Below are 12524 nucleotides of genomic sequence, written 5' to 3' on the forward strand. Positions count from 1 at the left end.
GCAATCATGACAACCTTAAGAAATTACATATTACATCATAAAACAAAAGCAGCTACCTTAGCTGCTTTTCGTGTACTATTTGGTGTTTTAATGCTAGGTAGTCTCATCCGTTTTGTCGCTATGGATTGGGTAGCAAAATTTTATATTTTACCCAAATGGCATTTTACCTATTATGGTTTTGGTTGGGTAAAAACTTTAGGAATTTATACCTATGGTTTGTTTGCTGTAGCCATGATGGCTTGTGTGGGAATTATAGTAGGGTACAAGTATAGAATTTTCATGATTTTGTTTTTTTTATCATTCACTTATATAGAATTGATAGACAAAACCACTTATTTAAATCACTATTACTTTGTAAGTGTGATGAGTTTTTTATTAATTTTTTTACCTCTACATGCTACTTTTTCTATAGACGCAAAAAATAAAGGAATTGATTATAAGTATGTTCCAAGTTGGACCGTTGATAGCATAAAACTTATTTTAGGAATCGTATATTTTTATGCAGGATTGGCCAAATTAAATTCCGATTGGCTATTAAGAGCACAACCTTTAAAAATATGGCTTTCTACCAAAACAGATATGCCAATCATTGGTTCTTTTATGAATCAATCATGGTTTCATTACACGATGAGTTGGAGTGGAATGTTGTATGATTTAAGTATTCCTTTTTTATTATTGATTCGTAAAACCAGACCTTTTGCTTTTGTGGCTGTTGTGGTTTTTCATGTGTTTACAAGAATCTTGTTTGATATTGGTATGTTTCCTTATATCATGATTTGTTTAACCCTTGTTTTCTTTGATAGTTCTTTGCATGAAAAGTTCCTTTTGGGACTTAAAAAAGCATTCAAAATAAATGATTTAGACTCAAATACAACTGTTGAACTATACTCGTTTAAACGTATAAAAAATATCTTATTTATAATTAGTCTATTTATTGTAATTCAACTATTTTTGCCCTTCAGAAATTTGTGTTACCCTGGTGAGTTGTTTTGGACAGAACAAGGGTTTCGTTTTTCTTGGAGAGTGATGTTAATGGAAAAGGTAGGTTACACTAATTTTATTGTAAAAGATAGTGTGTCTGGTAAACAGTTTCATGTTAAAAATTCAGACTTTTTAACTTCTTTTCAAATCAAACAAATGAGTTTTCAACCAGATTTTATTTTGGAATATGCACATTTGTTAGGAGATCATTTCAAGAGTCAAGGACATCAAAACATACAAGTTTTTGTAGAAAGTTATGTGGCATTAAATGGACGATTGAATCAATTATTTATAGATCCAAAAGTTGATTTATATAAACAAGAAGAAGGTTTTCATAACAAAACATGGATTTTACCCTTAAATGATGAAATTAAAGGATTTTAGGTTATTTGTAGTAATGTTGTTTTTGTTTCAAGCAGGTTTTGCTTATCAAATCACCTTTAAAATATTAGACAAGAATACGCAACAACCTTTAGTAGGAGTTCAAGTAGTTGCAGGAAAAACTGCTTATATAGGAATTACCAATCAAAAGGGAATTCTAGAGGCTGAGTTAGATCATCAAACAAAAGAACTTACTTTTTTTTATTTTGGATACGAAGTTTTAAAAAAGAAATACTCGTTTATACAAAACGAAAATATTACTCTTTATTTAACTCCTTTACAGCAAGAATTATCAGCAGTTGTTTTAAACACAAAAAAGAGAGAGAATTACGGTTTAACAACACTAAAACCTGTTGAAGGAACGCATATTTACGCGGGTAAAAAAACAGAGGTTATTAATTTAGATTTGGTGGTTGGAAACAAAGCCAGTAACAATCCTAGACAAATTTTCGCAAAAGTAGCGGGACTTAATATATATGATAGCAATGATGGAGGTTTACAATTAAACATAGGTGGTAGGGGATTAGATCCTAACAGAACTGCTAATTTTAATACTAGACAAAATGATTACGACATTAGTGCTGATGTGTTGGGATACCCTGAAAGTTATTACACGCCACCCACAGAAGCTTTGGAACGCATTCAAGTGATTCGTGGAGCGGCTTCTCTACAGTATGGAACTCAATTTGGAGGTTTAATTAATTTTATAACCAAACAACCTTCCAAAAAAACTGTTTTATTTGTTACACGTAACACCGTTGGTTCTTTTAACACTTATACAAACTTTACTTCTTTAAGCGGAACACTTGGTAAGTTCAATTATTACACTTATTACAATGGTAAAAAAGGAGATGGATTTAGACCTAATTCGGACTATAAATCCAATAATTTCTTTACTCATTTAGGATATGATTTTTCTGACGATACAAAATTATCATTTGAATTGTCTTCTTTTAATTATTTAGCGCATCAACCAGGAGGTTTGTCTGATGTGCAATTTTTAGAAGACCCATCACAAAGTTATTTAAAGCGTAATTGGTTTGGAGTAGATTGGAAATTATACAATTTAAAACTAGAGCATCAATTAACAGACATTTCAAAACTAACCGTTAGTGTTTTTGCTTTAGATGCCTATAGAAAAGCAGTTGGGTTTAGAGGAAATCCTACAATACAAAAACCTAATTTATTCAATGTAGATGGGGATGAGCAAAATAGCGATGGAACTTATACTTTTTATAGAGACTTAATTGTAGGGGACTTTAGAAATTATGGTTCAGAAATACGATTTTTATCTAGTTATAAATTTGGAAAGACTAGAAATTATTATCTGTTAGGAGGTAAGCTATACAAGGCAAGCAATTCACAAAGACAAGGAGCAGGAAGCAAAGGTATAGATGCTGATTTTTCTTTTGATGAAAGTGCAGAACAATATCCAAATCAAAATGAGTTTAAGTATCCAAACTTTAATACTTCATTGTTTGGAGAACATATTTTTAACATCAATAAACATTTTAGTATCACTCCAGGATTTAGATTTGAGCATATTAAAACACAATCCGAAGGAACCTATTATGTATATGATTACGCTGGAAATGGAGCTCAAAGTTATTCTGAAGACGACAACAATCTTTTTGTAAGAAACTTTGTATTACTAGGACTAGGCTTGAGCTACAAACCTAAAAGCTCTTTTGAATTATATGCCAATGCATCTCAAAACTATCGTTCTGTAACTTTTTCTGATATTAGAACCGTAAATCCAACATTTATCATTGATCCAAATATTACAGATGAAACCGGATTTACTGCAGATTTAGGAGTTAGAGGAAAGTCAAAAAAAACTTTTTCTTATGATGTGAGTGCTTTTACATTGGTCTATGGAAATAGAATAGGGCAAGTGTTGAATAATAGAGCGCAATGGGTTCGTAAAAATATTGGGACAGCCTTTATTTATGGATTGGAGTCTTTATTACAATGGAATATTAAAGAAACGTATTTTAAAGAAAATGATGATTTAATTTTTGATATATATAGCAATATAGCACTTACTAAATCGGTGTATTTAGAATCGGAAGATGCCAATGTTGCTGGGAATGAGGTTGAATTTATCCCTTTTATGAATTTAAAAACGGGAGCAAGTTTTGGGTGGAAAAACTTATTGACGAGTGTACAATATACTTATATTAGTGAACAATATACAGATGTTACCAATTCTGCTTACAATCCAAACAACGATACTAACACCATCGGAGCGATTCCGTCTTATGATATTTTAGATGTATCCTTATCTTATAAATTCAATAAAAATTTTAAATTAGAGGGTGGAATTAACAATTTATTAGATAATAGTTATTTTACCAGAAGAGCTACTGGTTATCCTGGACCAGGAATTATTCCTGCAGAACCAAGGTATTACTATGTTACCTTAGAAATTAAAATTTAAAAAAATGATCAAAAAAATATTGATAGCTGTTGCCGTTGTTTTTGTAATTGCACAGTTTTTTGGAAGAGAAAAAAATGAAGCACCTACTAGAGAATTAGAAGTATTTATTACAGAAACAACCCCTAGCAAAGAAGTTAGTAATATACTAAGTGCTAAATGTTATGATTGTCATAGCAATAAAACAGAATATCCTTGGTATGCCAATGTTGCTCCTGTTTCTTATTGGATCAATCATCATGTTGAAGAAGGAAAAGAGCATTTGAATTTTTCTGATTGGGCAAATTATAATACCAAAAGAAAAAAACATAAATTAGACGAATTGATTGAAGAAGTTGAAGAAGGAAAAATGCCTTTAGATTCTTATGAAAATCTTCACGGTGATATTACGGAGTTAGAAAAAGAAGTATTGATAGCTTGGGCTAAAAAAGCGATGAACTCTTATTAAATTCACCATAACAAATTCATATAAAAGGTAATAGGAAACAATTCTATTACCTTTTCTTTTTTTATAGTATTTCACCCTTTTAGACAAAAGAAAAAGGTATTTATTTTAAATAAATCTAAATAGTTTATATCTTTGTTCTTCACTTTATTTTACTATAAAATGAAGGTTACAAATGACCCCATTTTTATAATAAAGATATTTAATTATAACTTGAATGAAAGGATCCACAATTGCAAGCTTACAAAAAGGAGAGAGAGCTATTATCAAATCTTTTGAAGGGATTGATGTTCCTTTAAAGTTAATAGAAATGGGTTGTATAGAAGGGAATTATGTAGAGGTTTTACAGAGAGCTCCTTTAAAAGATCCTATCTATTTAAATATTAGCGGAACTTATTTGGCGATCAGAATAGAAGTAGCATCAAAAATAATGGTGGAAAGATTATGAGTGATATCAAAGTAGCCTTAATAGGAAATCCAAATACTGGAAAAACTTCATTATTTAATAGATTAACAGGATTAAATCAAAAAGTAGGAAACTACCCAGGAATTACGGTTGATAAAAAAGTAGGACACTCAAAGTTAAACAAAGCCATTAGTGCCGAAATTATTGATTTACCCGGTACTTATAGTTTAAATGCTAGTTCTTTAGATGAAGATGTAGCAGTACAAGTTTTATCAGACAAAACAAACGAAAACTACCCTGATGTGGTCGTGGTCGTGGTAGATATAGAAAATCTTAAACGTAATTTATATTTATATACCCAAGTAAAAGATTTAGGAATTCCGACCATTTTAGCAGTGAACATGGCGGATCAAATGAAAAATAGAGGGATCGACATCGATATGCAGTCCATGGAGTCTTTGTTAGAAACTAAAATTGCTTTGGTTAGTTCTAAACAAAACAAAGGGATTTCTTTCTTGAAAAAATTAATAGTTGATTACAAATCTTTAAGCACAGTTCCTTGCTTTATTGATGAGCCTTCTGTATTATCTAAAATTGTAAATACTGAAAAGAAAAAACATCATTTAGAAACAGTTAGGCGTTATCAATTTATCAAATCGGTATTAGAAAAAACCTATAGTCAAGACCCTCAAAATGCAAAAGATTTACGATCTCTTTTAGATAGAGTTCTAATTCATAAGTATTTTGGATACTTAATTTTCTTTACCATTTTATTTAGCATTTTTCAAGCCTTGTTTTCTTGGTCTGCTTTCCCAATGGATTATATTGATAGTACTTTTGCAGGATTTTCAGAAATGGCAAGAGCTCATTTACCTGAAGGAGTTTTTACCAATTTGTTAGCCGAAGGAATTATTCCCGGAATAGGAGGAGTGGTGATATTTATTCCCCAAATAGCCTTTTTATTCTTGTTTACATCAGTATTAGAAGAAAGTGGTTATATGAGTCGTGTGGTGTTTTTAATGGATAAAATCATGCGAAAGTTTGGATTGAGTGGAAAAAGTATTGTGCCTTTAATTTCTGGAACTGCTTGTGCCATTCCAGCAATTATGGCTGCTAGAAACATAGAAAATTGGAAAGAAAGATTGATCACTATTTTGGTTACTCCGTTTACCACTTGTTCTGCTCGTTTACCTGTCTATGCTATTATTATTAGTTTAATTGTACCTGCAGAGGCAAGATTTATGTCTTTTAATGTACAGGGATTGATGTTGATGGCCTTATATTTATTAGGTTTTGGAGTGGCTATTTTATCTGCCATGTTATTAGATAAATTTTTAAAATTAGAAACCAAATCATATTTTGTGATTGAAATGCCTAATTATAAATTGCCATTGTTTAAAAACGTAGCTTACACAGTAATTGAAAAAACCAAAGCATTTGTTTTTGAAGCAGGTAAAATTATTTTGGCTATTTCTATTTTATTATGGGTATTGGCTTCTTACGGACCAGGAAAAGACTTTAGTCATGCCAAAGAAATTGTAACTCAAAATTATCCAGATTTAAATGAAGAGGAATTAAATGCAGAAATTGCATCTTATAAATTAGAGAATTCTTACATAGGAATTATGGGGAAAACCATAGAACCGGTGATTAGACCTTTAGGATATGATTGGAAAATTGGAGTAGCAGTCATTACTTCTTTTGCAGCTAGAGAAGTTTTTGTAGGAACCTTAGCAACTATATATAGCGTTGGTAGCGAAGAAGAATCTACCATAAAAGATAGAATGAGAAATGAGGTGTTTCAAGATTCTAAAAAACCAGTATATTCCTTTGCTACTGGAGTTTCAATTTTGTTGTTTTATGCTTTTGCTATGCAATGTATGAGTACCATTGCTATTGTGAAAAGAGAAACCAATGGATGGAAATGGCCATTGATTCAAATGTTTGTCATGTCAGGTTTTGCGTATCTTACAGCTTTAATAGCTTATCAAATTTTAAAATAATGGAAATCATTCAAAACATATTGGTGATTGTCACAGTTGTTTTTGCTCTATGGATTCTTTATAGTAAGTTTTTTAAAAAGAGTAAACACAAAAAAGCTTGTGGTAGTGATGATTGTGGTTGTTCCTGATTTTTAACAGGCCTTATTTTATTAGGTTTTATATTTTTGTCCTTTAAATTTACCCATCATGAAAAAACTAGCACTCCATTGGAAAATTATTATAGGTCTTGTATTAGGAATTCTTTTTGGAATTCTACTCTCTAGTATCCAAGGAGGAAAGCAGTTTACGATTGATTGGATTCAGCCTTTTGGGACTATCTTTGTTAAATTACTTAAGTTAATAGCCATTCCTTTAATCATGGCTTCTTTAATCAAAGGAATTTCAGAGCTAAAAGATATTTCTAAGTTTAAGTCTATGGGAATAAAAACCATGGGGATTTATATGGTCACCACCGTTATTGCCATTTCTACAGGATTGATTTTGGTTAATGTATTAAAGCCTGGTAATGGAATTTCTCAAGAAACCATTGCTTCTTTAAAAGAAAATTACAGTTCTAACGAAGGAATTCAAGGGAAAATTACAGAAGCTAGTAATAGAAGTAATCAAGGGCCATTACAATTTTTGGTTGATGTAGTTCCAGACAACATTACTTTTGCAATGAGTGATAATAAGAGTATGCTTCAGGTAATCTTTTTTACCGTTTTTATAGGAATTAGCATGTTGATGATTGCTCCCAAAAAAGCAAAACCTTTGATGAAGTTTTTTGATTCTTTAAACGAAGTTATTTTAAAAATGATAGACATCATTATGCTTTTTGCACCGTATGCTGTCTTTTCTTTATTAGCGACAGTAGTAGTGACTTCTGATGATTATTATGTATTATTGGCCTTGTTAAAATACTCAGGAGTGGTTATTTCTGGATTGTTGTTAATGATTGTTTTTTACACTTTATGTGTGTCTATTTATGTAAAAAAATCACCTCTTTGGTTTTTAAAAAATATTTCTCCAGCACAATTATTGGCTTTTTCTACCAGTTCTAGTGCTGCCACTTTACCAGTAACCATGGAAAGAGTAGAAGAGCACTTAGGTGTACATAAAGAAGTTTCTAGCTTTGTACTACCTGTTGGAGCTACCATTAATATGGATGGAACGAGTTTGTATCAAGCGGTTGCAGCGGTATTTATCATGCAGGTTTTATGGCCAGAAGGACTAACTTTTCAACATCAGATCACTATTGTGATTACAGCTTTGTTAGCTTCTATAGGTTCTGCTGCAGTTCCGGGTGCTGGAATGGTGATGTTAATTATTGTGTTAGATAGCATTGGTTTTCCAAAAGATATGTTGCCTATTGGATTGGCTTTGATTTTTGCGGTGGATAGACCTTTAGATATGTTTAGAACTACAGTAAATGTTACCGGAGATGCTACTGTTGCTTTAATTGTAAATAAAAGTGAAGGAATGTAAACACTCTATGTTATATCTTCAAAAAACAACCCTCTTTTCAATTTACTGAAAAGAGGGTTGTTTTTTTGAATTGTAAGCCGTAATTCTTATATCAGGACTGTTAGTACAGGATAAGACGATTTATTAGCAATATCTAAAGAAACACTTTGATTAAAGAATTTTGAGATGCTAGATTTACCATGGGTTGGAATGGTAATTAAATCAATATTATTCTCATCAGCGTAATATTTTACACCATGTATCACAGAGTAATCATCGTAATTAGCAAAATATTCTAAGTTGTCTAAATTTCCATCAGCCTTCATTAAAAAGTTCTCAAATCTGTATTTCATTTCTGCTGTAGATACAAAACCACCATCAGGTTTGTTAATAAACAATAAAGTAGGTTTTACGTTGATTAACTTAAAAAATTCTTGAGCTTTTAAATAAGCATTGATAGATTCCATTTTAAAATCACTCACAAAAACAACATTTTTAAAGTCAATTTTTTTCAATTCTTCTTTTACAATCAACACAGGGATTTTTGAATTCCTCACTACTTTTTCTGTGTTAGAACCTAAAAAACTACTATGATGACCTGCTCCATGAGATCCCATTACAATTAAGGAAGCATCTTGGTCAATGGCTAAATCTCCAATTTCAGGAAACACTGTAAAATGTTTGATAATGATATTAATTTTAATGTCTTTAAGATAGGGTTGATTGGTAAAAGCTTCCATTTTTTTTTCAGCATGTTTAATCATAAAAACAAGCGTTTTACCATAATCACTATCATGATTAGAATAGCCCAAAGGCATTTCTAACATGTGTACCAAAATGATTTCTGACTGATGTTTTTTAGCTAGTTGAGCAGCAGCTTTTAATGCATATTCTGAAAATTCAGAAAAGTCAACGGGAATGATTATTTTTTTCATGATAGCGGAGTTTTTTTTCTCTATTAAATTTACAAAAAGCATTAACGTTAACAAAGGATTAAGAGTTTTAAATTCTTAGTAAAACCTTTGGGTTGTTTTATATTAATTGTTGTATATTTGCATGCAATTAAATCATACCTAATTGCAAATGTCTACAAACAAAGTTATTTCTGAAGGTCTAACATACGATGATGTTTTATTAGTCCCTGCTTATTCAGAAGTGTTACCAAACACCGTTTCAATAAAATCTAAATTCACTAGGAATATTCCATTGAATACACCTATTATATCTGCTGCCATGGATACCGTTACGGAGTCTAGAATGGCTATTGCTATGGCTCGTGAAGGAGGAATTGGTGTGATTCATAAAAACATGTCTATTGCTGAACAAGCAAAACAAGTTAAAAAAGTAAAACGTTCTGAAGCAGGAATGATTTTAGAGCCTGTAACTATTACAGCAGACCAAACTGTTTTAGATGCTAATTTATTAATGCAAGAGCACAAAATTGGCGGAATTCCTGTGGTTGATGAAAAAGGAATCTTAAAAGGAATTGTAACCAACCGAGATTTGCGTTTTGAAAAAAACAGTAATAGAAAAATTGCAGATGTAATGACTTCCGAAGGATTGGTAACCGTTTCTGCGGGTACTTCTTTAAAAGAAGCAGAAGTTATTTTGCAAGACAATAAAGTTGAAAAATTACCAATTGTTGATAAAGACTATAAATTAGTTGGATTGATCACTTTTAGAGATATCACAAAAGTTCGTGAAAATCCAGAAGCAAATAAAGATGAATTTGGTAGATTAAGAGTAGCTGCTGCTATTGGAGTTACAGATGATTGTTTAGATAGGGTTGCTGCTTTGGTTAAAGAAGGAGTAGATGCAGTTGTGTTAGATTCAGCTCATGGTCATTCTATCAATATTTTAAATAAATTAAAAGAAGTTAAAGCTGCTTATCCAAATTTAGATGTCGTGGCTGGTAATATTGTAACCAAACAAGCGGCTTTAGATTTAGTTGCTGCAGGTGCCGATGGAGTTAAAGTTGGAATTGGACCTGGTTCAATTTGTACAACTCGTATCGTTGCAGGTGTGGGATATCCTCAGTTATCCGCAGTAATTCAAGTTGCAGAAGCATTAGAGGGAACAGGAGTTCCTGTGATTGCTGATGGTGGAGTTCGTTATACAGGAGATATTCCTAAAGCCATTGCTGCAGGGGCAGATTCTGTAATGTTAGGATCTTTATTAGCGGGAACTAAAGAAGCTCCTGGAGAAGTCATTTTGTTTAACGGAAGAAGATTCAAGTCTTATAGAGGAATGGGATCTGTAGAAGCAATGAAAAAAGGTTCTAAAGATAGATACTTCCAAGGAGATGAGGATAATAGTAAGAAATTAGTTCCTGAAGGAATTGAAGGACGTGTTCCTTATAAAGGTGAATTGTATGAAACCATGCATCAGTTTATTGGTGGATTAAGAGCTGGTATGGGATACTGTGGTGCAGCTACTATTGAAGTTCAAAAAACTGCTGAATTTGTAAGAATTACCGCTTCAGGAATTGCAGAAAGTCACCCACATGATGTAGCAATTACAAAAGAGGCTCCAAATTATTCAAGACAATAAAATATTGCAACAATAAAAATATTACCACCTATTCTTTTTAGGTGGTTTTTTTATATCTTTTTACCAGTAAAAAATAGTACAAATAAAGTGAAGGATTTGTGTTTTGAAGGGCTTGTACAGATCATTTAAAAATTGAGAAACAAAAGAAAATAATAGAAAAAGAAAACATGAATTACATCCTTTATGATGGTGCTTTTAGGGAAGCACTTTTACCCTTTACTTTTACAAGACCTGTAGCAGATATTAGAATTGGTATTTTAACCATTCGTGAAAAATGGGAAAAATATTTAAGGTTAACAACCACTACGTTGACAGAAGAATATTTAAGCGATAAATTTCCAATGTTAGAAATGGAAGAAAATATTTTTATCAATGCAGGATATCTTCCAAATCAGGAATTTTTTAAAGCAGTAAAAAACTTAAAAGCCAATCAAAAAGTAGTTTGTAATGAGGATATTTTGGCTTTTTACAGTACCGAAGATCAGGATGAAGTAGATTTTGATAGTTATGAATCTATTGTTTTAGAAAATATTGAATGTATAGAACACAAATGGGATTTGTTTTTAAAAAATGAATATGCCATCCAACAAGATTTTGAATTGTTAACTACGGATGAGATTTCTATGGAAATTCCAGAAGGTGTTCAGGCTATTAACAAAGAACAGATTTTTATAGAAGAAGGAGCTACTATTTTTCCTTGTATTTTAAATGCTTCTAGTGGACCTATTTATATTGGAAAAGAAGCGACTATTTTAGATGGAGCATTGATTAGAGGGCCTTTTGCTTTGGGAGAAAAAGCACTGATAAAAATGGGTGCAAAAATATATGGTGCTACCACCGTTGGACCTAACAGTAAAGTAGGTGGAGAAATTAAAAACAGTATTATTTTTGGAAACTCTAATAAAGGTCATGAAGGATATTTAGGGAACTCTGTAGTAGGTGAGTGGTGTAATTTTGGAGCAGACACCAATATCTCTAACTTAAAAAACACTTTTAGTAAAGTGCGATTGTGGAGTTATGAAGAAGAAATTTATGAAGACACTCAACAGATGTTTTGCGGATTGATGATGGGAGATCACTCTAAAACCGGAATCAATGCCATGTTTAACACTGGTACAGTTGTTGGTGTAAGTGCCAATATTTTTGGATCAGATTTACCAGAAAAGTTTATTCCATCATTTACATGGGGAGGAAACAAATTGGTAGATGTTTACAATCTGAAAAAAGCCATAAGGACTGCAACTAAAATGATGGAATTTTCGCATCAAGAAATTTCTGAACAAGACAAAATGATTCTGGAAGAAGTCTATCATCAAACAAAAAAATATAGAAACAAAATTGAAAACTAAAACTTTAGAAGAAAGAGTAAAATCTGTAATACGTGATGTACAAGATTTTCCAAAACCAGGAATCTTGTTTAAAGACATTACCCCAATATTATTGCATCCAAGTTTATTACAAGAGATGATTACAGCCATGGCCGATCAGTTTAAAGATGTAAAAGTTGATGCGGTAGCTGGGATAGAATCAAGAGGATATTTGTTTGGAGTATTATTGGCACAAAAACTCCAAGTACCTTTTATCATGATTAGAAAAGAAGGTAAATTACCTGCCAAAACCATTAAAGAATCGTATGATTTAGAATATGGTTCTGCAACTATTGAAGTTCATGAAGATGCCATTGCAGAAGGAAGTCATGTGTTGATTCATGATGATTTATTGGCTACAGGAGGAACGGCTGTTGCGGCGGCAAAACTAATTCAGCAAAAAGGGAACGTAGCGGGATTTAGTTTTGTGATAGATCTTACTTTTTTAGAAGGAAGTAAAAAATTAAAAGAAATTCAACCGATTATAAAATCATTAATAACCTATTAATTT

At 31.7% G+C, this 12524-nt stretch carries 10 protein-coding genes; 9 read left to right on the plus strand and 1 reads right to left on the minus strand.

Translation table 11 applies throughout. The features are described from left to right. The first annotated feature begins 6 nt into the window (after nucleotides 1-6). The 6 genes from BUB70_RS04385 to BUB70_RS04410 all read left to right on the plus strand — a co-directional run bounded on the left by BUB70_RS04385 (nucleotide 7) and on the right by BUB70_RS04410 (nucleotide 8117). Complete coding sequence (locus BUB70_RS04385; RefSeq protein ID WP_073118734.1) at nucleotides 7-1365, plus strand: HTTM domain-containing protein; 1359 nt, start codon at nucleotides 7-9, stop codon at nucleotides 1363-1365. Then, nucleotides 1346-3802 carry a TonB-dependent receptor family protein gene (locus BUB70_RS04390; RefSeq protein ID WP_073118736.1) on the plus strand — a complete coding sequence of 819 codons (2457 nt, stop codon included), beginning with the start codon at nucleotides 1346-1348 and terminating at the stop codon, nucleotides 3800-3802. The genes BUB70_RS04385 and BUB70_RS04390 overlap by 20 nt, the downstream gene beginning before the upstream one ends. 4 nt (nucleotides 3803-3806) lie before the next feature. Next, a complete protein-coding gene (locus BUB70_RS04395; RefSeq protein WP_073118738.1) occupies nucleotides 3807-4247 on the plus strand; it encodes a heme-binding domain-containing protein in 441 nt (146 codons plus the stop codon). A 214-nt stretch (nucleotides 4248-4461) separates the two neighbouring features. Then, the gene (locus tag BUB70_RS04400) at nucleotides 4462-4692 is read left to right on the plus strand and encodes a FeoA family protein (RefSeq protein ID WP_073118740.1); all 231 of its coding nucleotides are present in this window, start codon (nucleotides 4462-4464) and stop codon (nucleotides 4690-4692) included. Then, a complete protein-coding gene (feoB, locus tag BUB70_RS04405) occupies nucleotides 4689-6653 on the plus strand; it encodes a ferrous iron transport protein B (protein WP_073118743.1) in 1965 nt (654 codons plus the stop codon). Before BUB70_RS04400 ends, feoB begins: the two co-directional genes overlap by 4 nt. Nucleotides 6654-6839: 186 nt before the next feature. After that, nucleotides 6840-8117, plus strand: a complete 1278-nt coding sequence (locus tag BUB70_RS04410) for a dicarboxylate/amino acid:cation symporter (protein ID WP_073118745.1) — start codon at nucleotides 6840-6842, stop codon at nucleotides 8115-8117. An 86-nt stretch (nucleotides 8118-8203) separates the two neighbouring features. Here BUB70_RS04410 and BUB70_RS04415 read toward each other — a convergent pair whose 3' ends face one another. Continuing rightward, the gene (locus BUB70_RS04415) at nucleotides 8204-9031 is read right to left on the minus strand and encodes a universal stress protein (protein WP_073118747.1); all 828 of its coding nucleotides are present in this window, start codon (nucleotides 9029-9031) and stop codon (nucleotides 8204-8206) included. Nucleotides 9032-9179: 148 nt separating this feature from the next. On the opposite strand from BUB70_RS04415, the gene guaB reads away from it, so the two are divergent. The 3 genes from guaB (at nucleotide 9180) to BUB70_RS04430 (ending at nucleotide 12521) form a co-directional block, all read left to right on the plus strand. Continuing rightward, nucleotides 9180-10646, plus strand: a complete 1467-nt coding sequence (gene guaB, locus BUB70_RS04420) for an IMP dehydrogenase (RefSeq protein WP_073118750.1) — start codon at nucleotides 9180-9182, stop codon at nucleotides 10644-10646. A 167-nt stretch (nucleotides 10647-10813) separates the two neighbouring features. After that, a complete protein-coding gene (locus BUB70_RS04425; RefSeq protein WP_073118752.1) occupies nucleotides 10814-11995 on the plus strand; it encodes a putative sugar nucleotidyl transferase in 1182 nt (393 codons plus the stop codon). Then, nucleotides 11985-12521 carry an adenine phosphoribosyltransferase gene (locus BUB70_RS04430; protein WP_073118754.1) on the plus strand — a complete coding sequence of 179 codons (537 nt, stop codon included), beginning with the start codon at nucleotides 11985-11987 and terminating at the stop codon, nucleotides 12519-12521. The genes BUB70_RS04425 and BUB70_RS04430 overlap by 11 nt, the downstream gene beginning before the upstream one ends. The last annotated feature ends 3 nt before the right edge of the window (nucleotides 12522-12524 follow it).

Source organism: Wenyingzhuangia marina (assembly GCF_900130035.1).
Taxonomy (GTDB): domain Bacteria; phylum Bacteroidota; class Bacteroidia; order Flavobacteriales; family Flavobacteriaceae; genus Wenyingzhuangia; species Wenyingzhuangia marina.